The organism is Bacteroidota bacterium (genome assembly GCA_016722375.1).
In the GTDB taxonomy this organism is placed as follows: Bacteria; Bacteroidota; Bacteroidia; order Chitinophagales; family LD1; genus Bog-950.
This window is the reverse complement of the sequence record JADKJG010000005.1, coordinates 226,424-252,331: the sequence shown is the minus strand read 5'-3', so window position 1 is coordinate 252,331 and position 25,908 is coordinate 226,424. Positions and strand designations below refer to the sequence as shown.

Annotated in this window: 16 protein-coding genes; all 16 read right to left on the bottom strand. The window is 40.5% G+C overall.

All coding sequences use genetic code 11. From position 1 onward, the window contains the following. Positions 1-281: 281 nt before the first annotated feature. The 16 genes from IPP77_08460 to tal all read right to left on the bottom strand — a co-directional run bounded on the left by IPP77_08460 (position 282) and on the right by tal (position 25,877). Positions 282-1,049 carry an SCO family protein gene (locus IPP77_08460; protein MBL0309691.1) on the bottom strand — a complete coding sequence of 256 codons (768 nt, stop codon included), beginning with the start codon at positions 1,047-1,049 and terminating at the stop codon, positions 282-284. Then, complete coding sequence (locus IPP77_08455) at positions 1,016-2,458, bottom strand: cbb3-type cytochrome c oxidase subunit I (protein MBL0309690.1); 1,443 nt, start codon at positions 2,456-2,458, stop codon at positions 1,016-1,018. Before IPP77_08455 ends, IPP77_08460 begins: the two co-directional genes overlap by 34 nt. A 21-nt stretch (positions 2,459-2,479) precedes the next feature. After that, complete coding sequence (locus IPP77_08450) at positions 2,480-2,920, bottom strand: cytochrome C oxidase subunit II (GenBank protein ID MBL0309689.1); 441 nt, start codon at positions 2,918-2,920, stop codon at positions 2,480-2,482. Between the two features lie 627 nt (positions 2,921-3,547). After that, positions 3,548-4,261, bottom strand: a complete 714-nt coding sequence (locus IPP77_08445) for an SDR family oxidoreductase (GenBank protein MBL0309688.1) — start codon at positions 4,259-4,261, stop codon at positions 3,548-3,550. Positions 4,262-4,291: 30 nt separating this feature from the next. Next, the gene (locus IPP77_08440; GenBank protein ID MBL0309687.1) at positions 4,292-4,741 is read right to left on the bottom strand and encodes a carboxymuconolactone decarboxylase family protein; all 450 of its coding nucleotides are present in this window, start codon (positions 4,739-4,741) and stop codon (positions 4,292-4,294) included. 144 nt (positions 4,742-4,885) lie between these two features. Then, positions 4,886-5,542 (bottom strand): sigma-70 family RNA polymerase sigma factor, encoded by a 657-nt coding sequence (locus tag IPP77_08435; protein MBL0309686.1) that lies wholly within the window; start codon positions 5,540-5,542, stop codon positions 4,886-4,888. A gap of 45 nt (positions 5,543-5,587) precedes the next feature. Beyond that, positions 5,588-5,926 (bottom strand): cupredoxin domain-containing protein, encoded by a 339-nt coding sequence (locus IPP77_08430; GenBank protein MBL0309685.1) that lies wholly within the window; start codon positions 5,924-5,926, stop codon positions 5,588-5,590. A 3-nt stretch (positions 5,927-5,929) separates the two neighbouring features. Continuing rightward, positions 5,930-6,469, bottom strand: a complete 540-nt coding sequence (locus IPP77_08425; GenBank protein ID MBL0309684.1) for a DUF4142 domain-containing protein — start codon at positions 6,467-6,469, stop codon at positions 5,930-5,932. Between the two features lie 139 nt (positions 6,470-6,608). After that, positions 6,609-15,260, bottom strand: coding sequence for a cyclic beta 1-2 glucan synthetase (locus tag IPP77_08420; GenBank protein MBL0309683.1), 8,652 nt, complete (start codon positions 15,258-15,260; stop codon positions 6,609-6,611). A 71-nt stretch (positions 15,261-15,331) separates the two neighbouring features. Continuing rightward, entirely contained in the window at positions 15,332-16,978 is a 1,647-nt protein-coding gene (locus IPP77_08415) for an alpha-D-glucose phosphate-specific phosphoglucomutase (GenBank protein MBL0309682.1), read from the bottom strand. 42 nt (positions 16,979-17,020) lie between these two features. Beyond that, positions 17,021-17,992, bottom strand: coding sequence for an L-histidine N(alpha)-methyltransferase (locus tag IPP77_08410; protein ID MBL0309681.1), 972 nt, complete (start codon positions 17,990-17,992; stop codon positions 17,021-17,023). Positions 17,993-17,999: 7 nt separating this feature from the next. Beyond that, positions 18,000-19,979, bottom strand: a complete 1,980-nt coding sequence (gene pgl, locus IPP77_08405) for a 6-phosphogluconolactonase (GenBank protein MBL0309680.1) — start codon at positions 19,977-19,979, stop codon at positions 18,000-18,002. Next, on the bottom strand, positions 19,948-21,477 hold the full coding sequence (gene zwf, locus IPP77_08400; protein MBL0309679.1) for a glucose-6-phosphate dehydrogenase: 1,530 nt from the start codon (positions 21,475-21,477) through the stop codon (positions 19,948-19,950). Before zwf ends, pgl begins: the two co-directional genes overlap by 32 nt. 1 nt (position 21,478) lies before the next feature. After that, positions 21,479-22,897: an NADP-dependent phosphogluconate dehydrogenase gene (gene gndA / locus IPP77_08395; GenBank protein ID MBL0309678.1), complete on the bottom strand. Its 1,419-nt coding sequence runs from the start codon at positions 22,895-22,897 to the stop codon at positions 21,479-21,481. An 80-nt stretch (positions 22,898-22,977) separates the two neighbouring features. Then, on the bottom strand, positions 22,978-24,642 hold the full coding sequence (locus IPP77_08390) for a hypothetical protein (GenBank protein MBL0309677.1): 1,665 nt from the start codon (positions 24,640-24,642) through the stop codon (positions 22,978-22,980). 26 nt (positions 24,643-24,668) lie between these two features. Then, positions 24,669-25,877 carry a transaldolase gene (gene tal, locus IPP77_08385; protein ID MBL0309676.1) on the bottom strand — a complete coding sequence of 403 codons (1,209 nt, stop codon included), beginning with the start codon at positions 25,875-25,877 and terminating at the stop codon, positions 24,669-24,671. Positions 25,878-25,908 lie beyond the last annotated feature (31 nt).

Here is a 25,908-nt window from a genome sequence, read left to right as displayed (position 1 = left end):
TTAATTGGAAGAGTCTGTCGTATGAGTATTTTATACGGTATTTAAGGAGCAACATATTAATAGGTGATAGGCTCGGTTACGGACAGTGGCTTTGTGATAGAAGGAAGAGCAGTTTGTTTCCCGTCTAGCAGAAAAAATTCGGGATTTGCTTCCTCTCTGTCCGGTGCTTTATAGGGATCGTTATACGGCAGTGGCCGAGATGAAAGTCGGCAGCGCAAATTAGCCTACGGATAAATAGCCAGGAGGTTTTTAAAATACGTATGGTTACCGCAGCGCTGTCATTAGCTTGTAACAGTCGTGTCGTTGGCTTTATTCCGAACCAGATAGCTGATCAAGGCGAGCAGCAACACGGTGATCACCGCCGGAAGCGCTATGAAAAGCAGTCCTAGGCCGGGCGTGTTTTTGCCGGTGGTAGGGTCATAATTAAAGCAAGAGAACAAATCATTTTTCCCCGGCAAGCGATAGGTAGGGGAGAAAATATTATGGACGCTGCCGATTAACAGGCTCAAATCGTTTGCAGACCGAAGCCCTATCAGCTTCTTGGTGATGTATCCATCTTTATTGATCCCCACCAAAAGGGCATCGTGATCGTATTGCTGTTTTACACTGTCCCACACCGGATAGAATCCAATGGATTGGGTGAGCCGGTCTATACTGTCTGTTATGGCAAAGGTCCATTGCTCGTTATTTTCTAAAGCCAATTTTTGAGCTAATAGGTTCATGTTGTTCACGCTGTCTCGCGGATCAAAACTGACAATCAGCACGTTCACCGAATTGTTATTGCCGGCAAGCGGCAAGGCTTCTTTTAGCTGCAATAAAAACGGATTGCATACCCCCGAACAGCGCGTAAAGATACGCCCAAGCAACAGCGGTTTTTTTTGGTACAGTTCGCTGATTGAAACGGTTGGGGTATCGGTTGTAACGAACGGCGCGTTGTATATTTTTTGATAAATGTTTGTCTCCTCTCCAATGGGGGATGAAGCAGTCTGCCCTATGGCAAGAAAGCCCCCACCGATCAGGAAGATGGTGAGGAGAGTATTTTGACACATCCTTTAGAAATAGTAAAGAAGAAAATCAGAATCGCAATTAAATAGATGGAGGCAAAGGCGGCTCCTATGGTAGCCAAAGGCGCACCCAAAGCAAGTTCTGCCGGATAGTTGCTGTATCGGCGCGGAATAGAGTCGGCCCCGCCGAGATAGAAAGCTAAAAGAAATCCGATGCCCCCTATAAGAAGTAAGGTCAATACCACCTTGGTGTATTTTCCCATGTTTATTTTCTCCGTACCCAAAGTGGCAAACCAATAGAAGAAGCCCAGACTGAATAATACATTTCCCATAGCGTTGTAGGTGTGGAAGTGTGCCGGTACCCATAAAGTGTTATGCAGCACTATGTTATTGCTGATGGTGGCATCAATGACTGCACCCATACCGCCAATCACCCATCCGGCAACGCCGATAAAAAATAATAGGTTGGGCAAAGACCAATTGATCTTGGTGCGATAAACAGCTATAAAAATACTGAACACGGTCACTCCGGCAGCCGGTAAGCTGGCTAAATAGGAGGCAAACTGGCCCACAATTTGCAAACCTTCGGGCTGCACAAAATCCATGTATAAATGGTGCAAAAAAGCAGTGAGAATAAATACCAGTGTGCAGTTCCATGCTACCGCTACATACCAAGTAGTTTTCCATTTCGGTCTTCCGCTAATTTCGGGAAACAGTTCATAGATAACCGCGAGCCCCAAATAGAGCATCTCGTTGGCAATGGTATGTCCGAAGAAATAGGTGAGGTTTTTCATTAACAACGCATCATTTACAAAAGCGCCATTTGAAAAATATTCGGCAGCCGTGAGCGCCACCAGCACTGCTGCGGCTATCAGGCAAGTGGTGATGCCCACGAGCGTAATCATGCTGATGAGTATGAAAGGAGGCGTCTCTACTTTCGGGTTCTTTTTAAAATGCTGCCAGGCAAATGCCTCTGATAGGGAGTATTTTTTAAGTATCTGCGCGATGAGACTTAGACACCAGATCAGCCATCCCACCGCCAAAATAGTTAGGGAAAGATAAAATACGGGAGTAGCCCATTTTGCCCACATCACCTTGAGCGGTAAAGGATAAAGGAAAGTCCATCCCGCGTGAAACTTACCGATAAAGGTAGAGGTCCAGAGCATCAGTACCCCGATAACCGTCAGTATTAAGGCAAGCATATTAATAGTGTAGCTGGTCTTTACATAGCGCTGCATTAGAAAATTGACGGACACCATGCCTGCCACAAACCAAATTCCAATCATGGTTACGCCGTGCGTGGTCATATTGACATAAAATGCGACCGGTGTTTGTTCTATCATGCCGCCTTGATTGAGCCGCATTAGAATACCCAAAACAATACTGACCACGAACAAGGTGAGTATCGTTATAATCCAAACTGCTGTGATTTTTTTTGACTTAATTGATTCCATAGTTTCTATTTTTTTGATGATCTATTTAACAATGAATGAGGATGCCATGCCCTGATGAGCCATTCCGCAATATTCCAGACAGAAGATTTTGTAGGTGTCCGGCTCGCTGAATTTATAGCGCAGCCGATTGACATAGCCGGGCATAGCCTGAGTCTGTGTCAGTAAAGTGCCTTCTCCGTTATAAATGGCAAACCCGTGATTTACGTCTGTGCTGGTCACCCTAAACTCAATCAACTGGTTGACCGGTAATTCAATTGCTTGTCCCGAAGGTCGTAGAGGATCTATGGCCTTTTCTGACATCACGAAGGCAAATTGCATAGCCGATACATAAACCACCTTTGCCGGTGTTTCGTTTTCAAAAAGATAGTAAGGGGATTTGGGAATAGTAACCGTGGCAAAGATTCCCAGTATCACAAACAGGATCAGGATAAACCAAAATCGTTTTTTTAAAGGATTGGCCATTCCCTGTTCTTCCGACTTCACATTTTTGGACGATAGATAAACATAGATAAAGACGATGGCTGCTAGACCTGCCAGTACGAGAAAAAATAGTAGAATGGATTGTTGTTTCATAGTAGCTGTGATTTATAGTTGATAAATGGTTATTAATACTCCGCTCCGTGTGGAGGAGTTGTTTTGATTAAATTTCATGTTGACTTGTCATCTTTTAGTTACAGTGGGTTTGCCGGATCAACAAGCCCCTGAATTTCTTTTTCTCCTGCTTTCAAAAAAGCAATCGTTGTGACTATACAAGAATAACGCACCGCGCCAAAAAGCACTAATGCGAGCGTGAAGGCCAACTAAAGTTGTATACTCATTCTTTACCCGGGGATTTTGGAATCCACCAATCTTTAGTAAAAATTCTTTAGAACAGATATGGTGACACCATCGAACCCTAATAGTCTGCAAATGAAGATAATTGTGCGGACTTGTTGTATCTATATTATAAACAGCATTCAAGGCTTAGTACATTATTGCATAATCTCTCCAGTGACAAAAAATAATTTTAGAAGAGCGAAAGAGATGACTTGTTTGTAGTTGTATAGTACGCGCCGTCTCGGCTCTCCACCGGTTGCTTGAAAGGAGTGATTATTCACTGGCGTTTGGCATTAAAGGGCGCAACGTAATTTCATCAACTAATAAATTATCGGGGGTTTCTAAAATATGCATGACTAAAGCAGCGATGTCGTTAGGTTGCAACATGCGGTGATGTGGTTTTATCCCCGAATCTTCAAAAAAATGCGTGTCTATACTTCCCGGATTAACGCAGGTTACTTTGATATTGAATGAGCGCAGCTCTTTGAATAAGGCTTCGCTAAAGCCCTGCAATCCATATTTAGTAGCAGAGTAGGCAGCACTATCTGAGCTCGTTGTTTTTCCCAGGGTGGAACCGATATTGATAATATGGTAAGCATTCCGATTTCGCTTCATGATCGGAACTATAGAGGAGGTCAGATAGAATAGTCCGTTTAAGTTAGTGTTGATCATCTCATGCCAGTGCGCCAACGAAAGTTCTTCTATCTTCTTCAAATAGCCCACCCCGGCATTGTTGATGAGAATATTCGGAACACAGGAATCGGAAAAGGTTTTGTTTACCCAATCGTTGATTGCTGTTTGGTCGGTAATGTCTATGCCAATAGGTATAAATGAATCTCCCAAGGTGTGGTGAAGGGCATGGAGTTTCTCCATATTTCTGCCAAGACCATAAACCACTGCTCCTTTATGGACCAAAGCACTGGCAAAGGCAGCGCCTAATCCACTACCGGCACCGGTTACCACAGCAATCGTCTTCTCAATTTTCACTTGTCTATGTTTTCAAAACATCTCGTTTTGTCAGGGTTCATAAGAACCGGGTACGGTACGAAAACTTATAGCTAAGCGGTTCCATCCGTTTATAGCTATAATAGCCATTGTAAGCGCTACCAATTCCTTTTCACTAAAATATTTGCAAGTGGCTTGGTAAAGCGAGTCCGGTATATCATTTTGCGAAATCAATGTTACTGCCTCCGTCCAGGCCAGTGCCGCACGCTCTCGTTCACTATAGAAAGGGGTCTCTCGCCAGGCGCTCAACGCATATAAGCGTTGTTCGGTTTCTCCCGCCTTGCGGGCATCTTTGGTGTGCATGTCCAGACAATAGGCACATCCGTTTATCTGGGATGCTCTTGTTTTTACTAACTCATATAAGGAGTGTTCTAATCCGGAGTTCGCTGCATATTTTTCAACCCCCAACATAGCCTTTAAGGCATCGGGATCAACCGTAGCGTAATTCAATCTTGCTTTCATTCTTTAAATTTTTAATAGTTTATCAATGCATTGATTTAACCATGAGAAGACTATCAAAAATAAAAATATCATCGCAGATGGATGTCCCCGGCGAGCTCTTCATGAAATCATTGCCGATCAATTCAATCGTAGCATCATAAGAAACTATAAGCCAAGTTTTTTGATTTTGTCCATCACCCTTGCTACCATTACGTCACAATAAATCAGGTTGAATTCAAAAATTTCTTCGGGTGAATAGGATTTGGCTACTTCTTTTCTCAACATAGCTTTTGCTCTGCTAAATCTGACCTTCACATTTGCTTCGCTGATGTCTAACGCATCTGCTACTTCTTTCACCTTTAGCCCGTTTACCTCCTGTAAGATAAAAGCCACGCGATACTCTATTGGTATCTGCAACAACGCATTTTCTATGACAGAACTCAATTCTCTATTCATAACTGTTTTATTGGTTTCTAATCGTTGACTATCAGAAAAAACAGGGGTTGATTGTTCACTTATTTCGGTGTAGGTTATGTTTTTGAAATTCCATTTTTGCCGTTTTCTAAAACAATTATTCAGCATTATTTTGACTATCCAGGTTTTGAAAGTCGAACGATCTTCAAACTTGGATAAGCCGATAAAGGCATCAACATAGGTATCTTGCATCAGGTCCTGCGTGTCTTCATGATTATAATCCTGAGACCTTCCAACTTTGTACAAGTAGGGGTTATAGCGTCGAATCAACAATTCGTACAATTCTGTTTCCCCTTCTACTACCTTTTGTATAATTTCTGAATCCGTATACTGTATCGGTTCTTTCACGAATAATCTTCTTTTTTATCTGATGCCAACATATTACTCATCTAATTATTTCACTACCAGCTCTCCTTTCATATTAATATGGATGCTGCAATAGTAAGGATCACTGCTATTAATCACCTTTTGCCAAGTAGCTTCGGGAGGCAAAGTTGGAGACGCCCAAGCAGCATCCTTTTGTGTCACGTTATGCGCCACAATGTCTTCATTGACCCATGTTACGGTATCTCCTTTGCTTAGCGTGAGTATGGCAGGCTGAAATTGCATATCTTTAATCTCAACAACATAGGCCCGCGGGGCCTGACCCGCCTGACCGCTGTTGCAAGCCACCAACGAAACCACTGCTAATAAAAAGAAGATACCGTTTTTCATGGAAATCAAGCCCTTCATGTCCTATTTTATTTGTTTTTGAGTCATCATAACATGCTCCAAATGGGCTTCAAGAATAGGTACTACTTTTTGCAGCAAAGCTTTCAACTCACCGTTTTGAGATTGAGGTATCAAGACGGTTTTAACCGCCGCAATCACCGCTTTGTGATAGGTTACCTCGTTGTCAACATAGGCTTTATTAAATTCTTTGCTAGATTTTGAATTGAGCATTTCCTTTGTTTTCTCTGCATCGGAAAGCATCTTTTTACTTACCGCATTGTCTTTGGGAGTTACGTGCAACTTTGTAACCAACGCCACTGCCAAATCAATGACCGACTTATGATCCTTTATCATTGTATTGGCGAACTCCAACACTTTCGCGTCGTGCGACTTTTGCTTCGCTATTTGAGCGAAATCAATATCGTTCTGATTAGCGACTACGGCTACGGAGGCTATCTCCGCATCAGAAAGTGTTGTTTTTTCCTGCCCGAATACTGGAGACAAAGATACAAGTGAGAACAGAGCAACACTCACTGCAAGGACTACTTTTTTATTGTTTTTCATTTTTATTGAATTTTGAAGGTTAACTGAATAAAATTTAGAATCTACCCCCCAATAGAGTAGGGCTGTGGTAAAAAGGTTACAATCTTTATCATTTTAATTTCTACTCGACCAATTTTTTGTTCGTAGATATGAAATACGTTTAAGTGATTTTATCCTCCATGTCATTCTTAATCCCTTTACTAATGGTTACTAGTACCTCATGTTCAGCTTGGTCATCTATAAGAGCAATTACATTTTCATCCTGCTTCACTCCATCAACCGTTACGGACATTTTTTCGCCAGCAGGGACCCGCATTACTTCGATATGATAGAACGTACTTTTATACCGGTAGCGTGCTTTAAATGACTCCCATTCGTCTGGAATACAGGGAGTACATCTCAATTTATCTCCCTCCTTTTGTAACCCAAGAAATGACTCTGTAATTAAACGATACAGCCAACTGGCAGAACCGGTGTACCAAGTCCATCCACCACGTCCGGCATGGGGTTCGCGTGAATATACATCAGCCGCTAGCACATAGGGTTCTACCTTGTAGATAGCGATTCTCTCTGCTGTTTTGCCATGATTAACGGGATTGATCATGTTTAATAATTCCCAGACACGTTCATTATTCCCTAGTTTAGTAAATGCCATGATCATCCAGATAGCAGCATGCGTATATTGACCGCCATTTTCTCTTACACCGGGTATATATCCTTTAATATAACCCGGATTCAGGTTGGACTTATCGAACGCAGGATCTAGCAACTTAATAAGCCCCACATCTTTTTGTACTAGATTTTTATAGGCTGACTCCATAGCAGTATGAACTAGGCTTTCATTGCCTCCACCCGACAAAACAGACCAGCTTTGAGCAATAGAATCAATTTTACATTCTTCATCAGTTTTAGATCCCAGTGGTGTTCCGTCATCAAACCAGGCACGTTTATACCATTCGCCATCCCAGGCAGTTTTATCAATATTCACTTTTAATTTTTGCGCCTCATTTTTACAGGTATCCGCAAACGTTTGATCCTTGTGCAAAGTTGCAGTATCTGCAAAACGATTCAAGATATCATAAAGAAAGAACGCCAGCCATACGCTTTCGCCTTTGCCATGCTGCCCTACTTTGTCAAAGCCATCATTCCAATCGCCAGTACCAATTAATGGCAGCCCCTTTTCGCCAAAACGGAGCCCATGTTTTATTGCCTGAACACAATGCCCATACAAGGTGGCAGGGGCGTTAGCATTAAGTGGAAGATCGTAATAGGATTCTTCTTCCGGATTTAACGGACGCCCATCGAGAAAATCAATTAATACATCCAGCACTGCAACATCACCGGTATGTTTAATGTAAAAAGTTACTACAAATGGCAGCCAGAGATAATCATCTGAAATACGGGTGCGTACACCGCGCCCGCTAGGCGGATGCCACCAATGCTGTACATCACCCTCTTTAAATTGCCGGGAAGCAGAAAGCAATATCTGTTCGCGGGCAAGTTCAGGTTTTGTGTGGATCAGCGACATCACATCCTGCAACTGATCTCTGAAACCAAAAGCACCTCCGGACTGATAAAACCCACTTCTACCCCACAGTCGTGAGGAGAGTGTTTGATAAGTAAGCCAGCCGTTGGTAATAATATTGATGGCGGCATCTGGAGTTTCTACCTGTAAAGCTCCAACGGTTTCTGTCCAATATTTTTTTACTTTTTCCAATGCCTCCGTGGCTATTTCTTTTCCCTTGAATTGTTTGGCTATGGAACTTGCTTCTTTCGAATCTTTGCCTGCTCCAAGTCTGAAAACAATTTCCAGTTCTTCACCATCTGGTATAATGAAAGGAACTTGTATCGCAGCGCAGGGGTCTAAACCAAGTCCGATTTTTCCGGAAAGTTTTAAACGGGACATGACATCGGGATTTTGCAGATTGCCGTTGCGGCCCAGAAATTCTGTGCGATCACCGGTAAAGGTTTTTTTTAAAGAATCAACATCAAAAAAAGCCACTCTGCTGTTAAACTCCGTGCTATATGGATTCTTCGCAAAAAGTGCTCCACTATCCGGGTCCATCTCTGTTCGAATATACATGGCAGTTTTCGTCCGGTTATCTCCTAACACCCATTCAACATAACCGGTAGCAGATAGATTACGCAATCTTCCTGATTGATTCCGTATTTTTAAAATGGTAAATTTCACTGCGGACTCTATATCCACGAACACGGTCATTTTCGAATGGATGCCATCTTCAATATGTTCAAAAACACTATAACCAAATCCGTGACGGGTAATATACGGTGATAGACCACCAGCGGGCAGCAAAGCAGTAGACCAAAAATGACCGCTTTCTTCATCCCTTAAGTAAAAGGCCTCTCCGCTAGTATCCGATACAGGATCATTACTCCATGATGTAAGTCTTAATTCGTGTGCGTTTTCAGTCCATGAATATGCCGATCCACTTTCTGAAATAACCGTTCCGAAATTTGGATTCGCAATTACATTTACCCAGGGAGCCGGCGTTTTGTTTTTGTTATCTGTTTTAATAAAATATTCTTTCCCATCTGGTGAAAACCCTCCTAATTCATTAAAAAAGATAAGTCCTTGTGGCAACTGAATGGAAGCCGTAGAGAGTGGATATGTTTCGCTTCTGTTAATAAATGGAATAGTCACTTTCTTAAGTTCCTTTCTATTAACATGATCTGTGAATGACCCACCACTATCGGAAATAATAATACGAGCTACTGTTTGAAATAAAATACGATCCTCATTTGGTATTTGGTCGGAAGCAGTTATAAAAATGCCTCCCTTTTTTCCATTTAATTCTGTCGGAATAAGCGCCTGAATATCATCATGAAACTCTTGCCGGTAACCATAATGCATTTCGTTCCAAATAACAAGATCCACCATGAGCCCTTTCAAACGCCAGTAAGCATGTGCCTGAATCATTTGCTTTATCAATGGCATGTTCTCCTGGCTTTCAACCTTTAAAAGAACAATAGGTAAATCACCCGAAATAGCATATTTCCATAAACCAGATTGTTGTTGATGATTGTTGATTAGAATAGCAGGGTCGGCACGAAACAAAGCATTCGGAAATAGAATTGAACTTGCCAAACGACCATATAGTTGCGCATCCCTTTCGGAAGCATTTATATGGTGAAGAACTACCTGACTATGTGACCAGGCCATTTCAAATACTCGGTCTTTATGAGCTTTGTTATCATAATATTTGTTTATCAAATTCTGGCAAATTTCTCTCGTATCTGCAACGCCGGTAACCATATCAATAGTTACGGTCTCTTCAGGCTCAATAGTTATTCTAAAACGGATGGCAACAATAGGGTCCAATACTGATCCCTGACTCCCGCTAAGCTTCTCCTGTTTCATGGCTTGCGGATTGACGATGGAGTTGCCACGACCAATAAATGCCATCCGGTCTGTTTCATAGGAGATTTCATCAACAGCTTTTCCTTCTGAGGCCATCAAATGAAACATCCATGGAGGAGTTTCTTCCGCAGACCTCGGTCTGCGGGTGCATAAGATTGTATTTTGATGAGGAATAATTTCTGTTTGAACAAAAAGATTGCTGAAAGCCGGAGCTATTAAATCCGATGCAGCGGAGGCCAGTACCACTTCTGCATAACTGGTAATCTCTAATGTTTTGCGAATACCGGAACCGTTTGTCACGTGCAATCTACGCATCTCTATATCGTCTTCAGGCGAAACAACAATTTCCGTGCGGACATCTATTTCATGTTGAGTGATATGAAAATCAACACGACCCTGCGAATGAACTACTTCATATTTATCTGCATTTTTAAGTGTGGGTTGGTGGGTATTAGACCAATAAATTTCGCTTTCTAAATCGCGGATATAACAAAAGGTGCCTCGGTTATCGCAGGTAACATCATCGTGCCAGCGAGTAACCGCAAGGTCTTTCCAACGACTGTAACCCCCTCCAGCATTACTTACCATCACATGATATCGTCCATTGGACAATAATTGCACTTCAGGTATAGAAGTGTCTGGAACAGTGATGATTCGTGTTTCTTGGCCACCTGTTGCAAGGCTAATCTCTGCTATGTCTGTAGTGTGTGTAAAAAACGAAGTTGCTTTTGGAGTCCTTTCCTGTAACAATAAAAGTGTTGCTTTAAACTGTGGTTCCGATTCAAACAGTTTTTGCATCGGTTTATCCTGAAGCAGGTAGGCTAATGATAGCAGACTCATCCCGTGGTGATGCGCCATAAATGAATAAACAATAGCGCTTGATTGCCCCCGCTGTAACCGTGATGGCGTATAATCTACCGCTTCATAAAACCCATATTTTCCTTCCATTCCATTTTTACTTAATAGTTCCATGTTTTCACATGCTTTTTCAGGTGCTACCATCAGTGCCAATACGGATGCATAAGGAGCAATTACTGTATCTTCTTCCAGTCCTCGTTTCAACCCAAGTCCGGGAGCACCAAATGCACGGTATTGATAGTTGGAACTAGTATTAATCAAATTGTAGCCCGATTCAGAGATACCCCAAGGCCTACCTGCTTTTTTATTATATTTAATCTGCCAGTCTACCGCTGCTTTATAAGTTTGATCAAGCAAGGTATTTTCAAAAGTAGGCATCACTAAAAGTGGCATTAAGTATTCAAACATGGAACCACTCCATGATAAGAGTATAGAATGACCATTAATATTTGTTAGTAAGCGCCGTAATGCGAACCAACTTTCTTCCGGAAGCTTTCCTTGAGCTATACATACAAAAATACATAGCCTAACTTCGGATGCGAGCAGATCATAATAACTTGCATCTATACGATGATCCTGCACATTGTAACCAATGCTAAACAGATGACTTGACTTATCATATAAAAAATCCCATTCCATGTCTGCCAACTGATAGCATTTCTGTGAAAGTTTCTCAGATGCAGTAATTAATTCGCGTGTTTGACCAATTGATTTGGTTAAGGCTGCTTGTATTATTTCAAGCCGGTGGTTTTCATCTGAAGTGCTATTGTCTTTTTGCCTACCCGTTACCTCGGTTTGCAAGTCTCTTGTCTTTCTTAATAGTTCATTCCAGGTAGTATTTATATCGGGGCAGATAATATCCTTGAATGAAGAAGAAGCCTGCAATAAATACCAGGGAGTAAAAATTATAAAGCATTGATTTACCTGATCTAATTGTTTAATAAGCAGTTGCTTCCATCGAACTGTTTCACTGTTCGAGTCGCCATTTAGTCCTTCAACTATGGGATTTAATTTTCTAACCAAATCTTCATGAAGCTTCTGTATTTCATATAAAGCTGTTATCTCTGTAGTACAGATTGCATCTAGGTCAATGGCAAGCTGTTCCAGCAACTCAATATTTTTTTCAGCTATCGTATCCGATAGTACCAGGAATGTATCACGAAGACCTTCGAATAACTTTAGACTTATAATTTTTTGATGAGGCAATGCCAATAAGCCCTGTCTTAATACTAGCAAATGCCCCGCGAGATTTCCGCTGTCAACAGTAGAAATATATTTTGGTTGAAGTGGTTGAAGCGTTTCCGTATCGTACCAATTATAAAAATGGCCGTTATACCGTTCCATTTTCTCCATCGAGTTGATCGTATTTCTTGTGCGTTCAATTAACTGGCGAGTAGTTATATACCCAAATTCGCAGGCGCTTAAGCTGGCCAATAATGAGAGACCAATATTGGTGGGAGAAGTGCGATGGGCAATTGATTCAACAGGTTGTTCCTGGAAATTATCAGGCGGCAAATAATTGTCCTCTGCAACAACGAAGTGCTCAAAGTAACTCCATGTTTTTCTGGCAAGTTTTTGGAGAAATATATTTTGATTATCAGAAAGTGTAGCAACCGGTTTCTCTATGGGTTTACTGGTAAACCAAGCAATATAAGGAGCAATGAACCACACCAACAATATAGGCGATGCTAAAATCAACTTTTGAGGAGTATAAAATACTAAGAAGGCAAAGACAACTACAGTAAGAACAGGCTCTACCCACATAACGGTGTATGAGATACGTAAACTGGATTGATCTGCCTTTTTAGTATGGGATGACGGATTCCATTCCAGTAACTTTTCTCCTGAAATGATCATTCTCCATAGTGTCTGAATGATTGCCCTCAAATTTGCAAATGCTTCATAGGGAAGGCAAATGAGCGTGAACAGAGTATTGACAGTAACTTCTCTGAGATTTTGATAAGAATTTCTAACGTGATACCTTAGTAACACATTTTTCGGCTTCCTAAGAGTATCCCAGAGTGAGGTGATAAAGATGGGGAAAACAATAATCCCGGAAATAGTAATCGTCCAGAATAAAAGAGATGGAAGAACAATCCATGCCAATAGCAATAATACAGTTAGCGCAATAGAAACAAGACTTCGCCGCATATTGTCGAATATTTTCCAGCGGGATAATGCAGAAATGGGATTTTTATACAATTGATTTCCTAGACCGGGCACCCAGGGTAAAATCCAGAAAAAAATCTGCCAGTCACCACGTACCCAACGTTGGCGGATTTTCATATCTGCACTATACGTTGTTGGGTATTTCTCAAACAGCTGAACATCGCTCAAGAGCCCAGATCGAATGTAGCAACCTTCTAAAAGATCGTGGCTAAGAATGCGGTTTTCTGGAAACCTTCCATTAAGTACTTTTTGGAATATGTCAACATCATAAATGCCCTTTCCAATATAAGAGCCCTCTCCAAATAAATCCTGATAAACATCCGAAGTTGCACGAGTATAAGGGTCAATGCCAGGTTCATTTCCATGCATTCGTGTATATCTTGAACCGGTTATGTCGGGTAAACTAATACTTATCCTTGGCTGCAAGATTCCATATCCTTTTGTTACCCGCTTCTTTTTCTCATGGTACCAAGCTCGGTTCAAAGGATGTGCCATTGTTCCGATTAATTTCCATGCAGAATTAAGCGGCAATTGGGTGTCGGCATCTAATGTAATTACATATTTTATTTTCGGAAAAATAGATTGGTCACCTGTAATTAATGAAAAAGGTTCTTTTGAAATTCCCCTTAATAGGGCGTTTAGATCTGAAAGTTTACCACGTTTTCTTTCGTAGCCCATCCATACATTTTCCTGAGGATTCCATTTTCGAGGCCTATGAAAGAGAAAGAACAGATCGTTATTCCCCCTTTGATATTTTTTATTCAGTGCTTCAATTCCATTCTTTGCAGTATCTAAATGTACCTGGTCATCAAAAAGTGTTTCATGCAAAGCATCGGTAAAATCTGTTAATAGGCCAAAATACAAATTGTCTTTCCTGTTAGCCAAAAACCTAACTTCCAAATCCTCCACTAAATTTTCTACTTCGGCAACAGTTGTAAGCATTGCCGGAATTACAACCAATGTACTAGATGAAGCAGGAATTCTTGTCGAATAATCCATCCTAGGCAGGAGGTTGGGCTTAACCAGTAACGTAGCAAAAAAATTAACTACCGAAACGGCAAGCTGGCTCGCACTAAACAGGACAAGAATGCTAATAAACAGAAGCAGCCATGTGTTATTTATCTCTATATGTAATTTGATAAAGATGGCAGCGGCTATACCGATGGTTATAAGTAAAATAAATAATAAATAATAGAGGAAACCATGCTTTTGAATACTGTCCTGCATCTTTCGGATACCAGACGAGTTTATTTTTGCAGTTCTTTTTGTTTGTTCCAATCCTTGCCCTATCAGATAGTAGCCTACATGTGTAGCGCTTTGATCGCTACTAGGCGTTTGTGCACTCTCCTGCATTAATTGTATGGCAATGCGGGCAACTTCCTCTTCACTTAATTTGCTTTTCTTTGAAAGGCTTTCCACCACATGACGATAACGGTCTCGGGTGTCAAAATCCATTAACCCATAAATCCCATCATAATCCTGTAATAATATTTTTTCAACAATGCTGTGTGATTCCACAAAGATTCTCCAATCAATTGCTCCGAGTAACCGAAGACTTCCAATGCTGTTACTTATAGATATCTGGTCTGCCGTCTGTTTTTGAATTTCAGCATTAACCAATTCGGTGCTTTTCAATCCTTTTCCGGATAATTGCTGTTCTAACCAGTTAAGCACTAATGCCAGTTCAGCGCCTTTTCCACGTAACTGGCGAATTAATTCGGAAACAAATGCACCCTTAATAGGTGGGTTCGACCTTGCCATATCGGCTAATACCAGTATTAGTTCTTTAGGTGTTTTCTCTGCAATTTCAATCATCCTTTTTGCCCAGTAATCTGCAAGGTTCCTGTCAACTTTGTCAATTGCAATACGGGCAGAAACCCGCCTGATATTTTCAATAAGTGCTAGGCGAATCATAATCGGAATAGACCATAATTCGCCCAATTTTAAATTGGTGATTGTCTGATAGGCCTTCACAAAACGGCTAAGGCTTTCCATATCTATTCTTCCATCACTATGAGAAATTATCTGGATAGCAATATCATAACTACGTGTAATCCCTGAAGACGTTCCTTCTATAACCTGAGGCAAATCCTCGCTATAATTCTTGGGGAAATGAATTTTAGCAAGCCGAATATGCTCTTCTATGAGATAGAAATTATCTATTAGCCATTCACCAGCCGGAGTTACCGGATAGTTTTTTTTTATGGATTCCGTTAACAGTTTTCTTACTTCCTGTAAAACGATTTCATTGCTTGCAAGCCTTTTCAAAAGATGATCTCTTGTCGGTTTTGTACTTACCTCGTGCCTTTTCGCAAGGGTCTTGCCAAAGTGTTCCATTTGATCAGAACTGAACAGCTCCTCCTGCATGGGTTCTTCGTTTAAGTGGTTGAGATTATCATCGCCCATCTTAAAAAACACCCTTATTCTGGATATGAGATCATGCGCTACAGGGGTCAGTTTAAATTTCATATGCTCGTTTAATTCATCTTTAGCACAGCATTGACAATGGATTGCGCCTCTTCTATAATTCTTTTTAGGTGATCTTTGCTCAAAAAGCTTTCAGCGTATATTTTATAAATAGCTTCAGTACCAGAAGGTCGTGCCGCAAACCACCCATTTTCTGTCACCACTTTTACCCCGCCTATTGATGCATTATTGCCAGGTGAGTTGGTCAATATAAGCTTAATTTCTTCCCCGGCAAGGTCCTTGTGTCTTATTTTTGCCCCTGAAATCTTTTTTAATTTTTCCTTTTGCTCAGGAGTTGCAGTTGCTTCTATGCGGTCATAAAAAGGTTCCCCGAATTCCTTTGAAAGTTCATTATATATGATGCCAGGATCTTTTCCAACCTTTGCTGTTATTTCTGCGGATAGCAATGTGGGAATAAATCCATCTTTATCTGTAGTCCAGACGCTACCATTCAATCTGGAAAAAGAAGCGCCTGCGCTTTCTTCTCCACCAAAGCAAAGGGATGAATTTAACAAGCCATCAACGAACCATTTGAATCCAACAGGCACATTATAAACTTCTCGTCCCAATTTCTCTGCTATACGATCAATGAGGTGAGTGGGGACAACAGTCGGGCCAATAGCGGCATTTTTATTCCAATCCGGACGATGCCGCAGTAGATAAAAAACAGCCACAGATAAATAATGATTAGGATTTAACAGCCCGGAACTTTTTGTAACGATCCCATGCCGGTCATGATCTGTATCACAAGCAAAGGAAATATCATAGCGATCTTTCATCGCAATCAACCGTTGCATAGCATAGGAAGAAGAGGGATCCATGCGGATTTGCCCGTCCCAATCTACGGTCATGAAACTAAACGTAGGATCAACGATTTTATTTACAATGTTCAGATTGAGCCTATAGTGTTCTGCAATGGGTTCCCAATAATGAACACCAGCGCCACCCAGCGGATCAACACCTATGTTGATATTTGAATCGCGGATGATATCCATGTTGATGACGTTTCCCATATCTCTAATGTAGGTATTGAGATAGTCATGGCGGTGAGTTGTAGTCGCATTTAAGGCTTTAGTAAAAGAAACCCTTTTTACTAACGAAAGATTGCTTTGCAGCAATTTGTTTGCTTCAGCTTCTATCCAATTGGTAACGGCGCCTGATGCAGGACCACCATTGGGTGGGTTATATTTAAACCCTCCATCATCAGGCGGATTGTGAGATGGCGTAATTACAATGCCATCTGCCAGACCAATTTTTCGACCAATATTATATTGCAAGATTGCATGAGAGATCACGGGAGTTGGTGTGTATTCATCTCCCGCAGCAATCATTACTTCAATATTGTTTGCAGCCAGCACTTCCATGGTAGTAGCAAAGGCAGGTGCTGAGAGTGCATGTGTATCAAAACCAAGATATAAAGGGCCGTTAATCTTTTGTTCTTTTCGGTAAAAGCAAATAGCTTGTGTAATGGCAAGGATATGGTTTTCATTAAACGAATTTTTTAATGAAGAGCCTCGATGACCAGAAGTGCCAAATGCAATTCGCTGGCTTGATAAATTAGGATCAGGTTTCCCAACATAATAGGCAGTAACAAGACGAGGAACATTTACTAAGACGCTCTGTTCTGCAGGTTTACCTGCTAGGGGATTTATAATCATCTCATTTTTATTTAGTTGTGGTATTTAAACCCCTCCAGATTTCTACTCAATAATCTCCGCCGAGGCCACAGCCCTGTTCACCCGCCATATCACATCAGTAAAATAGTTGTTGCTGTCAAAAAAACAAGCAACAGGCGTAAATCCCGACTCCAATGCAGTTCTTTCAATCACTTCAATCGAATATTTCTGCGATATTTCCATTAGGATAGTTTCGTTTTTTTCAAAATTGAATAAATTGTTATCACCAATACAAACATCCTGCTTTTTCAATGACACGAGATAACTTTTACATGCGCCATTGTCCGGATCATAAGACTCATAATGATCAAACAGTTTGATATTAAAATTTCCATTTAATTCACTGTTGATACGGGTTAACAGGTTCAGGTTAAACTGGCGGGTAAATCCATGTGCATCATCATAGGCATCGCGTATTTTCCTAGGATGTTTCTTAAGGTCAAATCCTATTATTACAAAATCTCCTTCTGACAGTTCGTTGCACAATCGGTGGCAAAACTGCGGCATCTCATTGGATTTAAAATTGCCAATGTTGGCTCCTAAAAACAATACCAATTTCCTATTGTTTGAAATTTCATTTGCTTTAGACAACATACTGAAGTATTCACCATTTAAGCCGTGTATGTTGAGCCCCGGCAATATAGGTGGTAATGTCTTGTTTAGAAAATCAATGATATGGTCTGAAATATCTATCGGAAAATAAGTGGCTATTGCCTTCCTTTTCAATAACTCTTTTAATAGGTGCAACGACTTGGTAGCATCACCCGCACCAAATTCAATCACATCCAATTGCTTGTACCCATTCGAAACAGAATCTGCTATTTCAGCAGTTTGTGTGGAAAATATTTCCATCTCACAATCAGTAAGATAATACTCATCGCTTGTCATTATTTTTTGAAATAGTTCATCCCCTTTTTTATCATAAAAATATTTCGAGTCTAAATATTTAGGTGAAGATTGTAACCCTTTCAGCACATTTTGTAAAAAATTGTTCATGATTTTTTTATTGGGCTAATCGTATGCCGGTATATTGCCAACGTAATTCAGGTTGAAAAAAATTGCGATAAGTGATTCTACTATGGCCTAATGGAGTCGCATCTGATGCACCACGTAATACCATTTGATTTACCATAAATTTACCATTGTACTCGCCGATGGCACCGGGTGCTTTCGAAAATCCAGGATAGGGAAGATAAGCGCTGTTAGTCCATTCCCAGCGCCTACCCCAATCAAACTGTTTCGCAGCAATCTCCCATTCAAACTCTGTCGGCAAACGCATTCCCTTCCACGTTGCATAAGCGGTAGCTTCATAAAAACTCACGTGACAGACGGGTTCGTCCATGTTCACCGGCACCAAACCAGCGAGGGTATAGTTATACCATTTGCCTTCTATAAAATGCCAATATAAAGGAGCCTCAAATTGTCTTGTTTTTACCCAGTTCCATCCATCAGAATACCAGTAATTAAAATCTTTATACCCACCTGCATTTATGAATTCAAGGAACTCTCCGTTGGTTACCAAGCTGGTTGCTATTCTAAAATCAACTAGGTAAACCGGATGTCTGTTCAATTCATTATCATAACAAAATCCATCTCCTTCAAAACCAATTTCATAAACGCCTTTTTCGATGTTGATGAAAGAACCTATTTGCGAAACTTCTTTTTTTATCTTTTCATCTGTTGAATTTTTATACGCCGGAAATAAAGGATTGTTTCCTAAAATATATTTAATGTCTGTCAGTAAAAGCTCTTGGTGTTGCTGCTCATGATTGAAACCTAAAACCAGAATTTTTTCTACATCCTTCGATATATCTTCTTGCAAAAAATTAATCATGGCACCATCCACATATTTTCTATATGCATAAATATCATCCACAGTAGGCCTGCTTAGGTTTCCACGGTTTGTGCGAATCACTCTCGCACCTATTGTTTCATAATAACTATTAAAGACATAATTATATTGGGGATTAAATTCCACATAATCCTTGGCAAATTCCTTCAGAATAAGTGTTTCAAAAAACCAAGTAACATGGCCAATATGCCATTTGGGCGGGCTTACGTCTACGACAGGTTGCACGACGTAATCTTCCGTTTTTAGCGGCTTGCAGATATCTTCTGAATATTTTCGAACTTCCTTATACTTTTTTAATAGATCCATTTTACCTTCTCGTTTTAATAAAGAAAGAATGTTCGCAGGTGCGCTTAATTTTACACAGTGTTCTTTCCCAATGTTAGTAGGCAACAACGCTGCCGCCTTTTTATCAACAAACCAATATAAGTTGCCGTCCTCCGCATTGATTACCTGCGCAGGATATTTATCCGGCTGTTGTGGACCACTCAGGACAGTCTTTAAGATTTCTGCCTTATTTTCTCCTTCTACAAGAAAAACAATGTTATGTGCTTTGTTGATTAAAGGTGGAGTCATAGTAATACGAAACATATGTTGCTCCGCTACGAACACCTCCCTTACCAATTGTGTGTTTTCAAAAACAACATCACTTCCGGGGAATAATGATGCGGTGTGACCATTCTCACCTAGGCCAAGAAAAATGAGATCAAAGCGAGGTGTATCTTTCCCAAAAAATTTACTTATTCTGCTAGCATATTCTTTTGCAGCCTTTTCCGGCTCTAAATCAACAGGAATCGGATAAATATTTATTGTTGGGATATTAATTTGATCCAGCAATAGGGCTTTAGCCATATTGGCATTGTTTAGCTTATTATTCGATGGCACAAAACGTTCATCACCCCAAAAAATGAAGGTTTTGTTCCATGGAATTTGATCTCGATAAGGTGGCTTTGCTAAGAGAGTATATAAATATTCGGGAGTGGTGCCTCCAGATAAGGATATAATAAACTTCCCCCGGCTTTCAACTGCCTGCTTTGAAATCTCCACTATTAAATCGGCTGTCGCATACGCCAAAGCCGCTGCAGTCTTAAAAACGTTTATATTATTCTGTCGGTTTAGGTTCATCTTTTTCAAAAGGTATTGCGATCCAATTGTGCCCATCAACCGCTATCAATGCGTCTGCATCTTCAGGTCCTTGTGATCCGGCATCGTACGTTGGAAAATTAGGAGAAGTGTTTGCTTTCCATGCATCTATTACAGGCATTAGTATTGACCATGCTGCTTCTACCTGGTCCGCACGCATAAAAAGTGTTGCATCTCCCTGGAAGATATCAAGCAGCAATGTCTCATACGCTTCTGGCGTTCCACCAGTGTAGGTATCGTGGTAGTTAAACACCATGTGAACGGGGTTAAGTAGCATTTTAAGCCCGGGTTGTTTTGCTTGGAAGCTTAACCTTATTCCCATACAAGGCTGGATATTAAGGATAAGTTTGTTAGGTTGCCAATTTTCAATGGCTTCAACTGGGAATGAATGATGTGGTACCGGTTTAAATTGAATAGTAATCATGGAAATCATCTCGTTCATTCGCTTTCCGGTACGAACATAGAAAGGCACTCCTTGCCAGCGCCAGTTATCTACATAAAATTTTACTGCCGCAAAGGTTTCTACGTTAGATGACTTGGCCACATCTGGTTCCTGCCGATAACCCTTAGCCTTGTGGCCCTTTACCCATCCACTACCGTATTGGCCTCTTACTGCATTTTTATGAACTTCTTCCGGTTTTATTTTTCTAATTGCATTCAATACATCTACTTTTTTATTACGGACTTCATCGGCTTCAAAAGAAATAGGCGCTTCCATGGCAATAAGACACATCAACTGGAGTAGGTGGTTTTGAATCATATCGCGAAGTGCGCCTGCCGTCTCATAATAATTTCCTCTAAGTTCAACGCCCAGTTCTTCTGACACAGTTATCTGTATATGATCTACATAATTCCGATTCCAGATCGGCTCAAATAATGCATTAGCAAAACGGAATGCCAGAATATTTTGTACTGTTTCTTTACCCAAGTAGTGGTCAATGCGATAAATCTGTGATTCATCAAAATTAGAATGCAATAAGGCATTAAGGCTAATGGCACTTTCCAAGTCGTGTCCGAAAGGCTTTTCTATAACAATGCGACTTTTTGACTTATTTTCTGCAAGCCCTGACGATCCTATCCTCAAAGAGATTTCTTCGAATGCATTGGGCGGAACAGCAAGATAAAAGATGCTATTGGCTGTGGCATTCCACTTTTTTTCGAGAGTTTTTATTTGCTTTTTTATGGCAGAATAGGTAGAGGCTGCATTAAATTCTCCTTGCTGGAAGGTCAGGTATTTAGAAAAAAATTCCCACTCGTCTTTCTTTGTTTTTCCCCTTCGTGAAAATTTATCTACACCTTCGTGCAGATGTTTTTCGAACTCGAGGTTTGTATATTTACTGCGGCTTACCCCAATGACTGCAAATTCTTCGGGTATCCACCTATCTAACCAGAGGTTGTAAATTGCCGGAATCAGTTTCCGCCAAGTTAAATCCCCCGTAGCACCTAGTATTATAATGATAGTGGGACTTGTTTTTGATTCTGTTTCCATTTTATTTTTTTTGATTCCAATTTGTATGAAAAACTCCTTCCCTATCATTTCGCTCATAAGTATGAGCCCCAAAATCATCTCGTTGTGCTTGTATTAAATTTGCGGGGAGCCATCCACTCCTGTAACTGTCGAAATAGGCTAAAGCTCCCATCATTGCAGGAACAGGAACTCCGGTTTCAACAGCTGTTTGAATAACTTTACGAATTCCTTGTTGTGATTGTATTAACTTTCTTGAAAAAGCATCGCTCAATATAAGATTTGACAAATCTGAATGTTGCGAAAATGCAGAACGAATGTCTTCCAATAAAGATGCGCGGATAATACAACCACCTCTCCAGATAGCAGCAACATCGTCTAATTTCAAGTCGTATTTATATTTCTGGGATGCTGCCTGTAAAAGTACCATTCCCTGTGCATAGGTTGTGATTATAGAAAAGTAAAGTGCCTGCTCCATCCATCTCACCAGCTCATTTTTGTCCCCGGTAAATTTCGTTTCAGGACCTTTCAGTTGTTGCTGTGCATCGTGACGTTCTTTTTTATAAGCTGATAAATTCCGCATGGAAACGGCAATATCAATAACCGGAATAGGTACCTGTAAATTCATTGCATCTTCAGAAGTCCAGGCACCCGTACCCTTTTGTTTGGCACTATCAAGTATCTTGTCAATGATCCGGCTATCGCTAAGCTCATCTTTTTGAGTAAAAATATCTGCGGTGATTTCTATTAGATAAGACTGCAGTTCACCCTCATTCCACTTTGAAAAAACAGTGTACAGCTCATCGTTGCTCATATCCACACACTCCTTCAACAAGTGATAAGCTTCGGCAATTAGTTGCATCAATCCATATTCAATGCCGTTGTGCACCATTTTTACGTAGTGTCCCGCGGCGCCAGGCCCCAACCATGTTACACATGGTTCATTATTCGCTTTGGCAGAAACAGCTTCCAACATTTGAGCTACGCGCTCATACACTTTTCTTGGTCCCCCTGGCATAATGCTTGGTCCGTGACGGGCACCTAACTCCCCTCCAGAAATGCCAACGCCCATAAAGTGAATGCCTGATTCTTGCAATTGCTCATTCCTTCTGTTGGTATCCGTAAAGTGTGAATTGCCAAAGTCCAATAGCAGATCATTTTTTGATAAAAACGGCGTCAATTCATTGATAACTTCATCCACAATTTTCCCGGCAGGCACAAGCATTATGATTACCTTAGGTGCCTTCAGCATTTTAAGAAACTCATTCAGGTTTGATGTAGCAACTACCTTTTCCGTATCAGCTTCTTTCTTAAGTGTTTCCACCTGAGTATTATTTTTATCAAAACCAATGACAGTATATCCATGATCGCTCATGTTGTATGCCAGATTACGTCCCATAGTACCAAGGCCAATCATTCCGTAGTCAAATTTTGTGTCTTTCATATTTATTATTCCATTTATTTCTCCGAAACCGATTGTTCTTTGCGATGAGCTATAATACAATGAGAAAATAGGCGATCACATTACTGCTTCTGAGATTGATGCTGCTTGGCATCCTTGACAGATTGAAACAATTTATTGAGGCCTTGATCAATGTTTTTGTCCAAATGTATTCGTATAACTCTTCGCCCCTTGTCATCAAGTGAGCGGAAGTCGCCAAGCGCCTGTGCTTTGTGCAAAGTGGCAAAACCAAATTCTTCTCCGGCAATGGCCAAGTCCTTTTCCTCATCACCAATCAATATAATATACAGCCCCGTATCCGGGCCGCCCTTGTGTAGTTGGCCAGTAGAGTGAAGATAGCGCGGCCCATTCAATAATGTAGTAGCAATCTTAAGCTCATCTCGCATCAGTTGTCTCCATGCTTGCAAAATCTTTGTGCGTTGATTTGTTATCATGAAATAAGGCAACAAAGCTATATAGTCGTTTGGTTTTGCCATCGCAGTAAATCCATTTACCGCAGCTCCTGCCGTTTTGTAATGACCTAAAGCAAGCTGTTCCGTCCTTTTGCCACCGTAAAGGGAAATATCCTCTACATTTAAAAGTGGCTGCGAAATTTTGAAATCCCCATCCTTGCTCCACGCTTCAAGCAATTGACCTGTGTGTTTTTTACTTTCCTCAACATTTGGTTGGTCAAACGGATTAATGCCCATGATAACCGCTGCAATAGCCGTTGCAATTTCCCACCGATAATATTCTCCTCCCAAAGCTATTTTATTTTCCACTTTGATTCTTACAACAGGATATTCCGCTTCTTCGAGTGCTTTTATTTTTTTATCATCTGCGATATTATTATCAGCAGGGAGATACATATGTATAAATATCCTGTCCTTACCATAATATTCTGGATCAGCAATGGTTTCTCCATGTACAGGAATTAACCCTTTACCTTCTTTGCCGGTGCTTTCCGCGAGTAATTGTTCTACCCAATAACCAAAAGATGTGATAGAAGAGGATAGGATAAATGTTACTTTATCACGACCATTTTTTTGGCAAACACCCAGAACAATTCCTAAACTAATTCCTGGGTTGCTTGCCGAGGGAACAGCATCACAACTGTTCTGCATTTGTTCGGCGCTTGATAAAATAGCTTTGATATCAATTCCCATCAATGCCATTGGTACCAAACCAAAATCAGACAAGACGGAATAACGTCCTCCGAGATCCGGGGGATTAATGAAAACTTTTCTAAACTTAAATTCTTTAGCCACTTTAACCAATGGAGTATCATGGTCTGTAATAGCTATAAAATTATTGCCGGGTTTGGCTTTCTTTCTAGTTTCCAATTGCCGATAGAAATAATGAAAGAAACTTAGCGTTTCTTGGGTTTTTCCTGATTTGCTGGCAACAATAAATAGTGTTTTTTCAAGGTCAATCTTACTTTCTATATCTAGTATGGCAGAAGGATCTGTGTTATCCAATACCCATAATTGAAGGTATCCATCAGTGGTAGCATATGTTTGACGCGCTACTTCCGAACATAAACTGCTTCCACCCATGCCTAACAATACTGCATGGGTATAACCTTCCCCCTTAACTGTCTTTACAAAAGCAACGATAGCTTCTACACTCTTTGTAGAATGATTAGGTAAGGTTAGCCATCCCATTCGCTCGCTGATACTTTTTATTTGCTCCGCATCCTTTTTCCATAGTTGTGGATATTGAGCAAACAGAAGTCTTGCTATTTGCATTTCATCTATTGATGCATAAGCGGCTTTTACCTCAGCATCCTGTTTACCACTACTAATCTGCTGCGGAGATACTTCATCCCCAATATTCTCATTCTTTTATCTGCCAAGTTACTGATTAATTTATTATAATCTTCAATAAATTTCCGAATGCCCTCATTTTCTAGTTGTTGTGTAATTAATGAAATATCAAGATCCATTTTATTTAGTTCATCAAACAATTCACTGGCTTGCTCGAGGTCTTGCTCAATGGCATCTTTCCTTAACTTTCCATAGCTGGCAAATGCTGTAATTGTTTTGTCAGGTAACGTATTTATTGTGTTTTCACCAATCAGTGCTTCAACGTAGCGGAGATCATCGTAGAGTGGATTTTTGTTGCTAGTACTTGCCCACAAAGGCCGCTGTACATGAGCCCCTTTTTCTTCTAATTTTTTCCACTTATTATCACTGAATATTTCCTTAAATTGTTGATAACATAAACATGCGGTGGCAATTCCTGCCCTACCCGATAATAGAAATGTTTGGTCTGTATCTTTATTTTCTTCGGAAGCACTAATATACTGATCGAGTAGTTGGTCTGTAAGTACATCAATCCTACTGATGAAAACACTCGCCACTGAAATAATATGATTCACGGGTTTGCCTTCCGCGATCCTTCGTGTCATGGCATTGATGTATGCTTGTGCCACTTCAACGTATCGCTCAACTGAAAAAAGCAATGTTATGTTGATGTTGATTCCTTCGTAAAGCATTTGTTCGATAGCAGGAATACCTTCCTTTGTTCCGGGAATTTTAATTTGACAGTTTTGTTTTCCAACTGCACCAAATAATCTGCGAACTTCTTTCATTGTACCCTCTGTATCTCGCGCGAGAAAAGGAGGTACTTCAAGACTTACAAAGCCATCGGCACCCTCTGATTGTTCATACACAGGATTCAGGATGTCACAAGCATCCTGAACGTCTTTTACAGTAAGTGCATCATAAATTTGCGAAGGGTTTTTGCCTTCTTTTACCAACTTGGAAATTTGAGCATCATAATCTGACCCACTTGTAATAGCCTTATTAAAAATGCTTGGGTTTGAAGTTATTCCTCTCAGCCCTTGCTCGTCCACTCTTTTTTTTAATTCACCAGAGGCGATTTTACCTCTTGTTAAATTATCCAGCCAATAACTCTGGCCGTATTCCAGTAATTTGATTAGCACATTCACTTTGTATAATATTTTGTGTGATTGAATCATTTATATAATCAGCGTATTCGTGAATTCCTTT